This is a genomic window from Mogibacterium timidum ATCC 33093 (assembly GCF_000525775.1).
GTDB lineage: Bacteria > Bacillota > Clostridia > Peptostreptococcales > Anaerovoracaceae > Mogibacterium > Mogibacterium timidum.
Genome location: NZ_JALU01000009.1, coordinates 1 through 15,110, shown reverse-complemented (window position 1 = coordinate 15,110; position 15,110 = coordinate 1). Strand labels below are relative to the sequence as shown.

The 15,110-nt window shown below is 43.3% G+C and carries 13 protein-coding genes and 5 tRNA genes; 16 read left to right on the top strand and 2 right to left on the bottom strand.

The window, feature by feature from the left end; all coding sequences use genetic code 11:
* Positions 1-29 precede the first annotated feature (29 nt).
* The 7 genes from HMPREF0581_RS02585 to HMPREF0581_RS09085 all read left to right on the top strand — a co-directional run bounded on the left by HMPREF0581_RS02585 (position 30) and on the right by HMPREF0581_RS09085 (position 2,302).
* Positions 30-105, top strand: a tRNA-Val gene (locus HMPREF0581_RS02585).
* 6 nt (positions 106-111) lie between these two features.
* Positions 112-188, top strand: a tRNA-Asp gene (locus HMPREF0581_RS02580).
* 22 nt (positions 189-210) lie between these two features.
* A tRNA-His gene (locus HMPREF0581_RS02575) sits at positions 211-286 on the top strand.
* 25 nt (positions 287-311) lie between these two features.
* Positions 312-386 (top strand) — tRNA-Gln (locus tag HMPREF0581_RS02570).
* Between the two features lie 7 nt (positions 387-393).
* Positions 394-467 (top strand) — tRNA-Cys (locus HMPREF0581_RS02565).
* A 178-nt stretch (positions 468-645) separates the two neighbouring features.
* Positions 646-2,019, top strand: a complete 1,374-nt coding sequence (locus HMPREF0581_RS02560; RefSeq protein WP_036380113.1) for a L,D-transpeptidase — start codon at positions 646-648, stop codon at positions 2,017-2,019.
* 127 nt (positions 2,020-2,146) lie between these two features.
* A complete protein-coding gene (locus tag HMPREF0581_RS09085) occupies positions 2,147-2,302 on the top strand; it encodes a hypothetical protein (protein WP_156918799.1) in 156 nt (51 codons plus the stop codon).
* On the opposite strand, the gene HMPREF0581_RS02555 is transcribed toward HMPREF0581_RS09085, so the two are convergent.
* Together HMPREF0581_RS02555 and purR are read right to left on the bottom strand one after the other, a co-directional pair.
* On the bottom strand, positions 2,268-3,065 hold the full coding sequence (locus tag HMPREF0581_RS02555) for a PHP-associated domain-containing protein (RefSeq protein WP_009643565.1): 798 nt from the start codon (positions 3,063-3,065) through the stop codon (positions 2,268-2,270). The two genes, HMPREF0581_RS09085 and HMPREF0581_RS02555, sit on opposite strands and share 35 nt — an antisense overlap.
* A 98-nt stretch (positions 3,066-3,163) precedes the next feature.
* On the bottom strand, positions 3,164-3,985 hold the full coding sequence (purR, locus tag HMPREF0581_RS02550; RefSeq protein WP_051426902.1) for a pur operon repressor: 822 nt from the start codon (positions 3,983-3,985) through the stop codon (positions 3,164-3,166).
* A 138-nt stretch (positions 3,986-4,123) separates the two neighbouring features.
* Between purR and murC the strand changes: the two genes are divergently transcribed.
* The 9 genes from murC (at position 4,124) to HMPREF0581_RS02505 (ending at position 14,799) form a co-directional block, all read left to right on the top strand.
* On the top strand, positions 4,124-5,500 hold the full coding sequence (gene murC / locus HMPREF0581_RS02545; RefSeq protein WP_009643569.1) for a UDP-N-acetylmuramate--L-alanine ligase: 1,377 nt from the start codon (positions 4,124-4,126) through the stop codon (positions 5,498-5,500).
* Positions 5,501-5,512: 12 nt separating this feature from the next.
* A complete protein-coding gene (locus HMPREF0581_RS02540; protein ID WP_009643568.1) occupies positions 5,513-6,217 on the top strand; it encodes a DapH/DapD/GlmU-related protein in 705 nt (234 codons plus the stop codon).
* Positions 6,218-6,255: 38 nt separating this feature from the next.
* A complete protein-coding gene (locus HMPREF0581_RS02535; RefSeq protein ID WP_009643567.1) occupies positions 6,256-7,203 on the top strand; it encodes a ribose-phosphate diphosphokinase in 948 nt (315 codons plus the stop codon).
* 79 nt (positions 7,204-7,282) lie between these two features.
* Positions 7,283-7,852, top strand: coding sequence for an aminoacyl-tRNA hydrolase (gene pth, locus HMPREF0581_RS02530; RefSeq protein ID WP_009643557.1), 570 nt, complete (start codon positions 7,283-7,285; stop codon positions 7,850-7,852).
* Between the two features lie 3 nt (positions 7,853-7,855).
* On the top strand, positions 7,856-11,224 hold the full coding sequence (mfd, locus tag HMPREF0581_RS02525) for a transcription-repair coupling factor (protein ID WP_009643566.1): 3,369 nt from the start codon (positions 7,856-7,858) through the stop codon (positions 11,222-11,224).
* Positions 11,225-11,355: 131 nt separating this feature from the next.
* Positions 11,356-12,990: a putative polysaccharide biosynthesis protein gene (locus HMPREF0581_RS02520; protein WP_009643560.1), complete on the top strand. Its 1,635-nt coding sequence runs from the start codon at positions 11,356-11,358 to the stop codon at positions 12,988-12,990.
* Positions 12,991-13,122: 132 nt separating this feature from the next.
* Complete coding sequence (locus HMPREF0581_RS02515) at positions 13,123-13,401, top strand: HU family DNA-binding protein (RefSeq protein WP_009643555.1); 279 nt, start codon at positions 13,123-13,125, stop codon at positions 13,399-13,401.
* A gap of 289 nt (positions 13,402-13,690) precedes the next feature.
* Complete coding sequence (locus HMPREF0581_RS02510) at positions 13,691-13,930, top strand: RNA-binding S4 domain-containing protein (RefSeq protein ID WP_009643559.1); 240 nt, start codon at positions 13,691-13,693, stop codon at positions 13,928-13,930.
* 452 nt (positions 13,931-14,382) lie between these two features.
* Positions 14,383-14,799 (top strand): LytTR family transcriptional regulator DNA-binding domain-containing protein, encoded by a 417-nt coding sequence (locus tag HMPREF0581_RS02505; RefSeq protein WP_009643558.1) that lies wholly within the window; start codon positions 14,383-14,385, stop codon positions 14,797-14,799.
* Positions 14,800-15,110: the final 311 nt, after the last annotated feature.

The following is a 15,110-nucleotide window of genomic DNA, read 5'->3' as shown; positions in this document are numbered from 1 at the left end:
TAAACTCTAGTGCGACAAACAAATATTATGGACGCTTAGCTCAGCTGGGAGAGCATCTGCCTTACAAGCAGAGGGTCATAGGTTCGAGCCCTATAGCGTCCACCATATTTTGGCCGGGTAGTTCAGTTGGTTAGAATGCCAGCCTGTCACGCTGGAGGTCGACGGTTCGAGCCCGTTCCCGGTCGCCATTTTAGATTAATCGATGATATGGTGGGTATCGTCAAGCGGTTAAGACCCAGGGTTGTGGCTCCTGTATGCGTGGGTTCGAATCCCACTACCCACCCCATTAATCTTTAAGAACAGTTACATATTGGGGTATCGCCAAGCGGTAAGGCAACGGACTCTGACTCCGTCATTCACAGGTTCGAATCCTGTTACCCCAGCCAGTTTAATGGCGACATAGCCAAGTGGTAAGGCAGAGGTCTGCAAAACCTTCATCCCCAGTTCGAATCTGGGTGTCGCCTCCATAGGATGATAAACAGTTGGATCCTGATGGATTCAGCTGTTTTCGTTATGGTGCATTTATGCCGATTTTCAGCGAATTTTATGACTTTGACATAGGAGACTCATTGTGATTTAATTATAAGGATAGATTTCACAAAATGAATTGATATCACTATAAAATAAAAGTAAGGAAAACAGAACTTGAGAAGCAATAACGTAGTACAGGAGCTCGCAGATAAAAAAACAGGAGTTAGCAAGCGAGTTAAGATAATAATTGCAATAGCTGCAATAATAGTTATTGGTACATGTGCATTCGGTGGTTACAGGTACAGCAACGCTTCGACGTTTGCAAAAGGTGTGAGGATTGATGGGGTTGATGTCTCCGGATTGAATCTGGAAGATGCGATCGATAAGGTAACTGCGGAAAATAACTCCTTTACAATTGCTGAAGACGGGCATGAGACGAAGGAGGTTAAGACTTCCTTTACATATGACATCAAAGCCTCTATGCGTGTCAAGATGGGGTTGGCATCAATCGATCCAAGAGTTATTTTTTGTAAGAATGTTAACTATGATGTCACATTAAAGAAGAAATCAGGAATTGAAAAATCAGCGGATGCCATTAGTGCTGCTGTGCCTGATGCTCAGGGTGTAAAATATACTGAAGATGCGTACATCGATTACAACAGCATGACACTTGTACCCGAGGTTCAGGGAGACAGTGTCGATTTTAAAAAGATTGCTAAGGAAATTGCTGACAAAAAAGCCGCCGATTATAAATTTACCAAGTATAAGATGGATCGTAAGAAGCTCATTTCGGAGCCAAAGGTTACTGCTGATTCGCTCAAGGATGAGTTCGAATTTGCTAAACAGTATCTTTCAAAGCCAATCTACTTGAATAACATTACAGGAACGCCATATGAAATTGAGCCAAATGCGCTGGCAAAGGTCATTCTGTACTCCAAGACGGGGCCGAAGTATAGTCAGACCGGGGCTCAGGAGATAGCCAAGGAAATCGCCGACAAATACGCCGGCAGTTCGCTGAAAGTCAAGACTCTGGCCGGTTACAAGATTTTGGGCAACCATGCACTCAAGATTAATGTCAATGTAGATAAGACTGCGGAATCAATTTTGAATGCTGCTAAAAGCGGAGAGGCGGGGTCTATAGTTACTGATCAAGGTGCTGCTTCCGCTGGAGGCTCTCATATCGAGATAAATCTATCCGGTCAGTCGGTTAGATATGTCAAGAACGGAAATGTAGTATTTACGTCTTCTATGGTTTCCGGCGGACCTGGTCACAGAACCAGAACAGGTATCTTTAAGATTAATGCCAAGCAGCGCAATGCAACTTTAAAGGGTCGTAACGACGATGGAACTGATTACGAGTCACCGGTAAGCTACTGGATGCCATTTGATGGAGGAAATGGACTTCACGATGCTCCTTGGAGAGGTGCCTTTGGAGGCGGTATATATCTATCAGGAGGCTCGCATGGCTGCGTAAATATGCCACCGGCAATGGCAGCACAGCTGTACAACATGATTCCGGTGGGAACAATTGTCTACGTATATAGTTAGTATGGAAAGTTAAGGGTCAAGGCTTCCAGAGAGATACAACTGTAGATAACTACAAAGGCAGTACAGATGAAGAAAAGCTGATAAGCTACCTGAAGAACACAGAGACAGTTGGACGGCAGATGAATCTGTGAGGGTGCATTTAAAATCATATAATAATGGTGAGCAGTACCCGGATGGACACAGCTATGCAAACGGGGGAGTAAACCTCAAAGTCGTTACAAACGGCAAATTCCATTCTGAATTCATCATTAGCGGAGTCGGCAAACTTCCAACGCTTTTTTAACACGATGAATTCTAAGCGGAGAGTACAGTAACCCTAGGCTGAAGTTATACGCAAGGAACCCGTACACTGAATAGAAGGCATGGGCGTGCTTTGACTTCAAAGTCTCGCCTCTGATGACGCCGCCACAGCTGATTGAGTTGCTGCCCTCGTGCTCAGAAGCCTTTACCGCCGCGATTAAATCATCGCAACAGGTTATATCATTTGAAAAAAGCGTATAACCGAGTCCCACGTATTTGTAGTCGTGAGAATCGGAGCCGCCAAACATCGGCTTGTTGAAATCCTTGGCTAAGAGACGCGATAAATCATTGGCGGTTTCAGTCTCACAGGCGTTAAAGCCTTCGATAAAATCAAACTCTTTTACGAGATTTCTATTGCGCTTCAAAGCCTTGAACAGCATAGCACTGGAACTCCTCGTTCCAAAAGGATGAGCCGGACCGATTATTCCGCCCAGCTGGTGTACGAGATTAACGAGCCTTTCGACCTTCATCCCTCTCATAGTTAGAGCCTGTAGATGAACGCCGTCAGGCATAATCACCAAAAAATGCCCTGCATCTCTAGTATCGTATTCAATTCCGCGAATAACCCTGAAAGTGCTGTCAGGATTTTGAGACTTCCATCTGTTGTACCCGCGGTATGAGTCGTGATCCGTAACGAGCATACCGTCATAACCTTTGTCGGACAGCATCTCAACGTATTCGGATATTCTCACTTTCGCATCTATCGAGCCATAACGAGTATGGCAGTGCATATCAAATTTAAGCAATACTCTCTCCTCATTCATAAATTGCCATGATTATATAATTCTATTATGTTGAATAGATGTAGAATTGGCATCACTGGCAAGTTTATTGTTTTGCATATCTACTTATTATCTGCGTTCTTTGCCCTGTCAAATGAAGCGACTATGACCTTTGATTCTTCATCAATTGAGTCCAGATAGATGACAGGAAGGTAAGATGAAATCTTCTTTTTCGAAGGCTCTCTAGATGCAATTGCAACACCTGCGCCAACAACTTCGATGTCAAATTCAGATAAAATTTCAGTAACACCCTTCAGGCTTCCTCCGCCACGCATAAAATCATCTATTATGATAGCGCGTTTATTGGGTGCGACAGCTCGCTTTGCAATCGACATCTTCTGTATACGATCGTATGAACCTGAGAAGTAGTTGATGCTTACAGTTGAACCTTCCGAGTATTTTGCTTCACGTCTTACCACGACGAGAGGGAGATTCATCATAAAAGCGACGTCTGCAGCAAGCGAAATTCCCTTGGTCTCGACGGTAACGATGTAGTCCGCCTTTAGGTTAGCAAACTCGCCTGCAAAATACGCTCCCATGCTTCTGGTGAGCTGACTGTCAAACATCAGATCAGAAGTGTATAGAAAATTTCCGCCAAGAATCCGGCTTGGGTCTGATAGCTTGCTTGCGAGAGTTCGCTGCAGATTATCGAGCTTGTTGCTCGACAGCGAAGGGATGTATCTAAAACCGCCGTTTGCACCCTGAATTGTTTCCAATTTACCGATACCTTCTTCGGCAATTACCTCTCCGGCAATTGCTATATCCTCGCTTAGACTCGATTTTGCTATATCGAACTTAGTGCAGAAATCCTTATATGAATACTGCTTGCTCGGGTGAGAAAGCAGCTCTGTTATCAGACTTCCGACGCGCTTGTTCTTCTTCATGCTCATTTCCTCCAACAGTTTTATTTTACCGAGTTGAGGACAAAAGTCAATTAATGTTCAAATGTCTATTATTCGTTGAATTCATAGGGGATATGCCGTATAATTATCGAGGTATAAATTTACTTGGAGGTAAATAAAGTGGCTGACATTTCAAAGTTCAAGAGAATCCATTGTCTGGGGATCGGCGGTGTAGGCCTCTCGGCTGTCGCTGAGATTCTGCAGGATAACGGTCATGTGGTTAGCGGTACTGATATTAACAAATCTGAAATTACTAATCACCTTAGGGACAATGGAATTAAGATATATTATGAACATAAGGCAGAGAATGTCGATTGTGTAGATGCTGTCGTGTATTCCAATGCAGTTCCTGAAACTAACCCGGAAATCGTTAGGGCCAAGGAACGCAGAATCCCAATTTTCTCTCGTGCTGAGGTGCTCGGCATGATTATGAATAATTACAAGCATAGTGTTGCTGTCTGTGGCACACACGGCAAGACGACGGTTACTTCTATGACATCTCTTATTTTGCGCAATGCCAAGTATAATCCAACGATCCTAGTGGGTGGAAATGTTGAGGAAATCAAAGGCAATGTTGAGATAGGCGATAATGACTATTTTGTTACAGAGGCTTGTGAGTACATGGATAGTTTCCTGCATTTGACGCCTACGATTGGCGTTTTGCTTAACATAGATTCTGATCACCTTGATTATTTCAAGGATATAGAACACATTGTCAAATCTTTCAAGGAATTTGTCATGAATATTCCTAAGAAGGGCATAGTCATTGCCTTTGGTGAGAATCCTTTTGTAAAGGAAGCTCTCAAGGGTTTAACTAACGTCATTACATACGGATATACATCCAGCAACGATTTTTACGCAGAGAATATTTCTTTTGATGATAACGGATTTCCGGAGTACGACATATGCCATGAAGGCAAGGTTCTTTGCCATCTGCATTTAGGTGTTCCGGGAGAGCACAACGTGCTAAATTCAATGGCAGCTTATGTTACATCAAGTTATCTCGGGGTAAACGACGAAGTTATTGCTTCGACACTCAAGGCGTTTAGAGGAACACACAGAAGATTCGATTTTACAGGTGTAACTAGGAACGGCGTCAGGATCGTCGATGACTATGCTCATCATCCTACGGAAATTAAGGCTACTCTAGCGGCTGCTAGTAATGTCAAGCACAACAAGCTCAGAGTTGTGTTTCAGCCACATACGTATACACGCACAAAGGCACTCTTTGATGACTTTATCGACTCGTTCGACCATGTTGATTCGCTGATTATAACCGATATCTATGCGGCCAGAGAGAAGGACGTGTATGGTGTATCTTCGTACCAGCTTGTCAACGCTATCAAAGCAAAGCATCCTGATAGGGAGGCTTACTACGTTCAGGATTTTGAAGATATAGTTAAGTATCTCAGTGCAAATGCCGAGGAAGGCGATATCGTTATGACGATGGGTGCCGGGGATGTCTACAAGGTAGGACAGATGATGCTTAAGGCGTAGCGGAGGATAACCATGACTATAGATGAATACAGAAATAACGAGAACAAGAGACTTGCAGCCAACAAGCGCAGAATGGAAGAGGATGGGGTGATATTCGTGGATATCTATTCTGCATACATAGATGAAGAGGCTGTGATAGAGAAGGGGGTAACGATAGCTCAGAATGTCACAATCAAAGGCAAATCCGTAATTAAAGCCGGAGCATACATCGGCCAATCCTCAGTGCTCCATGACGCGGAAGTAGGACGTGACACAACGGTGGAAGCGTCGTATGTTTATGAGAGTCAAATAGGTGAAAGGACGAGTATAGGACCTTTTGCATACATTAGACCGGGAAGTGTCATCGGTGATGAGTGTAAGGTCGGAGATTTTGTTGAGGTCAAGAATTCTACAATCGGTAATGGCAGTAAGTCTGCTCACCTCACATACATAGGCGATGCTGATATAGGAGAAAATGTAAATCTTGGATGCGGAGTTGTATTTGTAAATTACGATGGCACTCATAAGTATCGTTCAAAGATTGCAGACGATGCATTTATCGGGTGCAATTCCAACCTCGTTTCACCGGTTGAGGTCGGAGAAGGGGCATATGTTGCAGCAGCAACAACAGTTACGGAGAATGTTCCGGGAGATGCTTTAAGCATCGGAAGATCGAGAATGACCATTAAGGAAAATTGGGTACGTAACCGCAAGATTTTGAAAAAAGATAATAAATAATTAGCTACTATCACACGTTCACGTAGGGGAGGTAAACAATGAACAAGGTCTTTTCCGATCTAAAGCTATTTACATGCAATGCGCATCCTGAGCTAGCCAAGGAAATTGCTGAACTAATGGGGATTAAGAGTGGTAAATCGACTGTTAACAAGTTCAGCGATGGGGAAATTCAGGTAAGTATTTGGGAATCAGTAAGAGACTGCGATGTGTACATCGTTCAACCGACATGTGCGCCGGTTAATGACAATCTTATGGAACTTCTCATTATGATCGATGCGCTCAAGAGGGCATCTGCCGGCAGGATCAACGCAGTAATTCCTTACTATGGTTATGCCAGGCAGGATAGAAAGGCTAAGGCTAGAGATCCAATCACAGCTAAGCTGGTTGCGAACTTGATACAGGCAGCCGGTGCAGACAGGGTTATCTCGATGGATCTCCACGCCAACCAGATTCAGGGATATTTTGATATTCCTGTTGATCATCTGCTCGGTTTGCCAATCCTTACGAAGTATTTCAGGGAGAAAAAACTCGAAGATGTAGTTGTTGTTTCACCGGATCACGGAAGTGTTACGAGAGCAAGAAATATGGCCGAAAGACTGGATGCACCGATTGCAATCGTCGATAAGAGACGTCCGGAGCCTAACAAGAGTGAGATTATGAATATTATCGGAGATATTAACGGCAAGAATTGTATCCTACTCGATGATATGATTGATACAGCTGGAACAATTTGCAACGCTGCCAACGCTCTAATAGAGCTGGGAGCAAAGGGTGTTTATGCTTGCGCGACTCACGGAGTCCTTTCCGGACCTGCGGTTGATCGCCTGAAGAAGAGCCCGATTCAGGAATTGGTGCTTCTCAATACGCTTCCGATTCCTGATGAAAAGAAAATTGATAAGATGAAGTTCCTGTCGGTAGGACCAATCTTCTCAGAAGTAATCACTAGAGTTTATAAGGGCGGATCGGTTAGCACACTTTTCGACTAATTATCGACAATTAAATTGATCTACGGCAATGGCAACGGAGATATCTCCGTTGCCAATCTGCATATTGGAGTAAAAGAGTATGTATATTATTGCAGGATTAGGAAATCCGGGAGATAAATATGCGCGAACCAGACATAACATGGGGTTCAGGGTTATCGACAAACTGTCGGCGGATTTGTCGGTCGATGTTACGAGGGCTAAGTTCAAGTCCTTGATTGGAGAATGCCGCATAGGGTCAGAGAAAGTGCTGCTTGTTAAGCCGCAGACCTTCATGAATCTAAGTGGTGATGCACTCCGCGATGTAGCAAATTTCTACAAGGTTCCGGATGAAAATATCATCGTAATATACGATGATATTGATATTCCGCTCGGCGCTATCAGAATTCGCAAGTTCGGAGGGCCGGGAACGCACAACGGTATGAGATCAGTAGTAAGTCGGCTTGGGACGACCCAATTTCCCAGGATTCGCACAGGTGTTGGAGGCAACGAGGGGTCACTTGTGAATCATGTTATCGGAAAAGTATCCAAGGATGAGGAACAGGTGCTTGATGAAACTGCAACTAAGGCAGCAAAGGCAGCAAGGGATATAATCGAGGTTGGAATTGATAAGGCAATGAATCTCAACAATACATCCAAGAAAAAGGACTAGAAGATGAAGACCAATATCACCGGCATTAGCGGTAGCAGGATTGCATACTACGCAGCTAAGGAGATTGTAAAAAACAATAAAACTCTAATTATTGTTTCCAGAGCAAACGTTGCAGAACGACTCAGGGACGATATTTCTTTTTTTGTGCATGATAGAGCAATTTACGTGATGCCGGAAGAAGATGATTTACAGATCATCTATGAGGCAAAGGACAGCAATATGCTTGTGCAGCGTATACAGGCTGTTGATTCGCTTGTATCAGATGATAAGACAGTTGTAATCGCACCGGTTTCTGCTGCACTTAGACCGCTTCAGCCCGTGGAGAGGTTTATGGAGTCGGTTATTGAGTTGGAGATGGGTGTGCGAGTTGAGCCGGCCGAGTTAAGACAGAAGTTGGTTTCAATTGGATATTCTCCCGCACCGGTCGTTGAAGCGCCTGGGGAATTCAGCGCCAGGGGAGGTATCATAGATATATATTCTCCGAATAATTCTGATCCGGTAAGAATTGAATTCTTTGATGATGAAATTGATTCTCTCAGATTCTTTGACCCAAAGTCGCAGCTTTCTTTTGAAAATATTGACTTCGTTAGAGTCTGCCCTGCGGCAGAGTTTCTTCCGACCGCATATGAACGAAGACGTGCATTATCTCGAATTACTGACGAATATGATGAGCGACTTTCTAGGCTCAAGGCAGAGAGCGGTGAAGGCAAGCTATCGGATGGCAGGATCGATAGGATTGAGGAGCTCAAGGGACGCATTTCGGAGATGTTTGAGAACTGTACCAATGTACAGATCTTTGCAAATTATCTAAAGTATTTTGATGTGACTGACGAGCGAATCTGGGACTATGTTATAGACCCAGCCGATGCCAACATGATGATATATGATCCCAACAGAGTTGCAGCGGAAATTCCGGAGTATCAGGAACAGGGAGATATCAATAAGTTCTATGACAAAGATATAATTGCATTTACTCCGTTCCCCGAGCCAATCAAGGGTATCGATGTATTTGACAAGGTTGTGAATGTTCCGAGCAGACAGATAGCAAGCTTTAACGGTCAGATGGAGCTCTTTGGCAGAGAGATGCGCCGTCTATCAAAGGAAGGTGTAGAAGTTCATATTGTTTCCGCCGATAAAGAGAGACACGATAGGATCAGAGAATACCTTGAGGATGCAAGAATTTTTGGACATTTCAGATATGATTTAGGTCTTCTTGGATCGGGAATGATGCTGGATGATGAAAAGCTGTGCTATATCACTGATACGGATATTTTTCCTAATATCAGAAAGAGTTCTAAGAAGAGGCTTAGACACAGGAGCGGAAAACAGGATTTTCTTGACCTACACGCAGGGGATTACGTAGTGCACGAGGAGCACGGGATAGGTCGGTTTGAAGGAATTAAGACTCTTGAGGCCGATGGTGAAATAAAAGATTATCTCAAAATCCACTATTCTGGAACGGACGTGCTGTATATTCCGACAGAGCAGATGGACATAGTACAGCGTTACATCGGAAGCGAGGGAAAGGCACCAAAGCTATCTAGTCTGTCAGGTGGAGATTGGAGAAATACCAGGGCTCGAGCTCGCAAGGCAATTGAAGAGATTGCCGAAGATTTAGTCAAGCTCTATGCAGAGCGCGAGATGAAGGGGGGATATGCCTTCCAACATGATACTGTGTGGCAGCGTGAGTTTGAGGATAGCTTCTTATATCAGGAGACGGATGATCAGCTTCAAGCGATAGAGGAAATCAAAGCGGATATGGAGAAACCTCTTCCGATGGATCGACTGTTATGTGGAGATGTAGGATACGGCAAAACGGAGGTTGCTGCGAGAGCCATATTCAAATGCGTTGCAGAGGGCAAGCAGGCGGTATTTCTTGCGCCTACGACGCTACTCGCAAATCAGCATTACAACACGTTAAAGGAACGTTTTCAGGATTATCCGTTCAATATTGAGATGTTGTCGAGATTTGTAGATGAAACTCGGCAGAAACGTGTCCTTAATGATATAGCGAAAGGAAATGTTGATCTTGTCATCGGTACGCACAGGCTGCTGTCAGATGATGTAGCATACAAGGATTTAGGGCTTCTGGTAATCGATGAGGAACAGCGATTTGGAGTAAAGCATAAGGAGAAACTCAAGATGGCACGCCAGACTATAGATGTTCTGACCTTGTCTGCGACTCCGATTCCTAGGACCCTCAATATGTCGCTCACGGGCATCAAAAATATCAGCACGATTGAAGAACCGCCGGGCGATCGCTATCCTGTGCAGACCTTCGTTTCAGCACAGGATGATGAGCTTATAAGAGGAGCAATAGAACGTGAACTGGCTAGAGGCGGTCAGTTGTACGTTATTTATAATCGTGTAAATGGAATAAATGACATCGCAAAGCACATCAACAAATTAGTTCCGGAAGCTACTGTCGCTGTCGGTCACGGTCGCATGAATGAGAACACGCTTGAAAACGTTATGCTCGATTTTGTAGAGGGTGATGTGGACATTTTTGTGACGACTACAATTATTGAAAATGGCATAGATATTCCTAATGCCAATACTATAATTATTCTGAATTCTGACAAGCTCGGTCTATCGCAGTTATATCAACTGCGAGGCAGAGTAGGACGTTCAAATAGACTGGCGTATGCGTACTTGCTGTATAAACCTGAACGTGTACTCACCGAGGTTGCAACCAAGAGGTTGGCGGCAATTCGCGAGTTTACGGAGTTTGGAGCCGGATTCAAACTGGCCATGCGTGACCTCGAGCTGCGAGGTGCCGGTAACGTCTTAGGAGAGGCGCAACACGGCAACATAGCGGGGATTGGATATGAGTTATACGTCAAAGAAATAGATAAAGCCGTGCGAAGGCTCAAGGGTGAGAAGATTACGGAGAGCCGTGAGGAGATATCGATTGAGGTTGATATATCTGCAAGAATTCCGTCCGAATACATAAAGGATGAAACACTTAAGCTGCAGGCGTACAAGAAAATCGCACAGATTACATCGCATGAAGAGGCAGAGGAACTTATTGCAGAGCTCATCGACAGGTACGGAGATCTCCCTGATGTGACTATAGATCTCGTAAGAATTGCTGAGATAAAGTGCCTGGCAGCTGAACTTGGGGTCAAGAACATATCAGAGCGAGGGGGCAGATTCGTAGTCGAATTCAATGAGGATAACAATGCTGATGCGTTTACGCTTGTTGTCGCTAAGCAGAAGTTCGGAGAAGGACTGATAATCAGCAGCGGATCAAACCCATATCTAAGCCTTCAGAAGACTAAGGAAAAGCCTGCGGCCAGAATCCTTGATTTGATGACAGTAATGAAGGGTGCCAGATTACAAGGACTGGCTCATTCAGAAATGAGCAATTAGACATACTGGTACGCAATATATACGTCCGTTTGTATGAAATGTATACGTCCGCTTGATTGCAGACACCTACCTGTGGATTATGATATAATCAGTGTCAGTTTACAAAAGACTAGAGTAATTAGGAGATATAAATGAATAAAGTTCAATACTCTGAGCATGGAGCCAAATTCGTAAAGGGCGCAGCAATCCTGTCCATTACAGGAATAATCGCCAAAGTGTTTGGAGCCTTCTTTAGAATACCTCTCAATAACTGGATAGGTGCTGCTGGTATGTCGTACTACGGTGTCGCTTACCCGATATACTCGTTCTTTTTGATTATAGCCACAGCTGGGTTGCCGGTAGCTATATCTAAAATGGTTTCGGAGAGGGTCGCTATCGGTGATTACATAAATGCACATAGAGTGTACAAGGTGTCGCTGAGAATAATGTTTGCGATAGGGGTAGGTGGATTTATAATCTGCTTCTTCGGTTCAGATATGATTGCTGCCTACAGTAAGAACCCCGGCGGAGCAGCTTCGCTTAGAGCAATTGCGCCGGCACTCCTGACGGCTCCCTTGGTTGCTTCATTTAGAGGATACTCTCAAGGTCAGCAGCAGATGATGCCTACCGGTGCGTCGGAAGTAATCGAGCAGCTAACGCGTGTATTTGCAGGTCTCGGATTATCATATATGTTTCTTCGTTCGAGTGCAGACCTAACCAAAGCAGCTGCCGGTGCAACTTTCGGTGCGTCTGCAGGTTCTATTGCGGCTCTGATATTGCTGCTGGCAGTTTATATAGCCGGAACCAATAAGCGTAAGGAACATTACCAGAGATCCGTCAAGAGAGAAGAATCGACCGGATCTATATTTAACGAACTGCTCAAAATCGCAGTTCCAATCACTATCGGCTCTGCAATCCTACCGTTCATGATGATTGTGGATTTATGGCTGGTAATGAGGAGGCTTCAGGCTACTGGCTGGACGCATCATCAGTCCAAGCAGTTATATGGTCTCATCAGTGGCTTCTGCGATCCTCTAATTGGATTCCCTCAGGTGTTCACAATTGCGGTGGCGGTTAGCCTTGTTCCGGCAATCTCATCAGCATTCGTCAAAAAAGACGTTGTGGGTCTACACAAAAATATTCAGACAGGAATCAAGACCAGCATGATTATCAGTTTTCCATGCATGGTAGGGCTGATTGCGCTAGCCAGACCGATCCTGTTCCTTCTCTACCCGAGTCAGCCAGCGGATTCTGCGCTCGCAGTGCCTACGTTGCAGGTACTATCACTTGGGGTAGTATGCCTCTCAATACTACGTACGTTCTCAAGCGTACTGCAGGGCGTTGGCAAACCATCCATCCCTGTAATAAACCTTTCAATTGGCGTTGCTTGCAAATTTGTCATCACCTATATACTCGTAGGTATTCCGGCTTTCAATATAAACGGTGCGGCTGCAGGAAATGTTGCGGCTTACGGGATCACGGCAATTTTGAATTACCGTGCGATGTACAAACTCACGGGCACGAAGATTGATATAACGGGCACGTTCTTGAAGCCTGCACTAGCTTCTATCATAATGGGTTTGTGTGCACATGAAGTGTATGTGCTTGTGTTCGGTGCTATAGGTAAGAACTCGTTAGCTACACTCGTTGCTATGATGATTGCAGTCGTAGCATATATCGCAGCTGTATTTGCAACTAAATGTCTAGGTCCGGATGAAATACTCATGATGCCTAAAGGAGCGAAAATATTGAAGATAACCGACAAACTGCACTTGACCAATAAATAGAAAATAATTTCAAAGGAGAGAGATTCTACAAAAGATATATGAGAAATCATAGATAAAAATGCTGAATTCGTTGACATTCCAATGGTTCAACAGTATAATACCAATAGTTAAGTTACCATAAGGAGGAAAATTATGAATAAGGCTGAGTTAGTAAGCAAAGTTGCTGATAAGACTGGTTTTAAGAAGAAGGATGCCGAGGCAGCTTTGGATGCTGTTCTAGGAACAATTGAGGAGTCACTGGTTGCTGGAGATAGCGTAAGACTCATCGGCTTTGGTACATTTGAGACTAGATCTAGAAAGGCCAGAAAGGGAAGAAACCCTCAGAAGCCGGAGGCAGTTATTGACATCCCAGCTTCAAAGGCTCCTGTATTTAAGGCAGGAAAGTCGCTTAAGGATGCAGTAAACAAGTAATTGTATGATGCTTGGCGTGATGGGTACTTTGTACCCATCTTTTTCTGTTTTTGGAAATATTTCATCTATATATCGATTTTTTTGAACTAAAGGCGAGAGTTCAGCGTAAGACAAGCAAATACTCAATATAAAGTCGGCACAAGTCGTATTGAGCATCAACGCATGCTGCTATTTTTAAACATAGGTCACAGTTGGTTCTTGTCCAAATCACAATGATATAGCTGGGTCGATTTCGCATTTCAAATACTATTGAAATCTATGTTATATATAAAATGAAACGAGGTAAAACATGAGATTAGATAAATTCCTTAAAAACTCAAGAATCATAAAGAGGCGTACCGTTGCAAAAGAAGCCTGTGAACAGGGTAGAGTGGAGGTAAACGGAAGGATTGCAAAGCCTGGTGCAGAACTGGAAGAAGGAGACATAATCAAAATTACTTTTGGAACAAGCGAATTAGAAGTGAAGGTAGATAAACTTTTAGAGACCGTTAAGAAGGAAGATGCGGAATCTATGTATTCTGTTCTATAGTGTGCATATGAAATAAACTTGCTATAGCATAATGGGGTAGTATATCAATTTGAGGTGTATACGTCATATACTGCTACATGTAGTATTTATTACAAGGAAAGAATATCTGCATGACGAAAGAATATATATCCGAAAATACACTCTGTAAAGCACAAAAGGTAACTATACGTAAATAATCGTATTCGAAACTGCTGTCAAAATAGCACAAGGGCATATATTAGAAGGAAAATTTAGATTGAATTAGATTGAAACTATACACTTTCGGAAGCTTGATACATACAAGTTGTGGTTTAAAAGGTGTAATCCTTCTATATATCGAATGTGCGGTCGGATTAGGTCGGAAAAGGTCGAAAAAGGTCGGTTTACATTTCATACTTGTAAGGTTAATATAGAGCCACCAGATACCTCGGGTTATAAAAGTGTGAAGATTTATATAATAGAAGGAGCATATTATGTATACGGAAAAGACTGACACAATATCAATTATTACTGGAACAACCTGTGCACAGGTGGGAATTGACGATATCGAGTTTATCGATAGAGAGGGAAAATCATTGAGTATATATACATCATTATATGTGTACAAAACGTATGCGAAAATCGATGATATAGCTTATCCGCTAATCGGCAGAGCGTTCTACAGACCTTTGGTAGGGTTGATAATTAACTTTGATAAGGTTAAGAAAATTGACAAGTTTGAAATTGAATTTGAATCAGGCAGGAGGATTGCGATAGGTAGGAATAACCATTCAAAGGTGCGTAAAGCGTATAAGAAATACTTATTCAGGTATCCGCCATATACATCTATAGATTGGGAGAACAAACCTCATGCAACAATTAACTCACTCTGGGATGATGAATCTAAATAAAATCACAGGATTCTAGCCGGAGAAATGAACAGTGGTTTATAGAGTCTGCAAGTAATGTGTGTATTGAACTATAGAAGGAAAGAGCATCAGAATCGGTAATATGATAAAACCAAAATGAATGTAGTAATAGTATTTAAACAGTTATTGTAAAGAAGTTGGATAAAAGTAAGCTTGAAGCTAACCGGGGTTGACAGGTACTAATGCAGACTCTATAATAACAGCACTCGCTATCAAGCAGTAGCGAGGGAGCAGACCTCTTAGCGGAGATCGCACAAGCCTTTTTCAAAAAAGAAGTGAAAAGTGCTTGACGA

Excerpts from the sequence above, each read along its gene's own strand:
- purR (WP_051426902.1), bottom strand. The coding sequence starts at position 3,985 with ATGAAGAAGAACAAGCGCGTCGGAAGTCTGATAACAGAGCTGCTTTCT.
- HMPREF0581_RS02540 (WP_009643568.1), top strand. The coding sequence starts at position 5,513 with ATGACTATAGATGAATACAGAAATAACGAGAACAAGAGACTTGCAGCC.
- HMPREF0581_RS02535 (WP_009643567.1), top strand. The coding sequence starts at position 6,256 with ATGAACAAGGTCTTTTCCGATCTAAAGCTATTTACATGCAATGCGCAT.
- pth (WP_009643557.1), top strand. The coding sequence starts at position 7,283 with ATGTATATTATTGCAGGATTAGGAAATCCGGGAGATAAATATGCGCGA.
- mfd (WP_009643566.1), top strand. The coding sequence starts at position 7,856 with ATGAAGACCAATATCACCGGCATTAGCGGTAGCAGGATTGCATACTAC.
- HMPREF0581_RS02520 (WP_009643560.1), top strand. The coding sequence starts at position 11,356 with ATGAATAAAGTTCAATACTCTGAGCATGGAGCCAAATTCGTAAAGGGC.
- HMPREF0581_RS02515 (WP_009643555.1), top strand. The coding sequence starts at position 13,123 with ATGAATAAGGCTGAGTTAGTAAGCAAAGTTGCTGATAAGACTGGTTTT.
- HMPREF0581_RS02510 (WP_009643559.1), top strand. The coding sequence starts at position 13,691 with ATGAGATTAGATAAATTCCTTAAAAACTCAAGAATCATAAAGAGGCGT.
- HMPREF0581_RS02505 (WP_009643558.1), top strand. The coding sequence starts at position 14,383 with ATGTATACGGAAAAGACTGACACAATATCAATTATTACTGGAACAACC.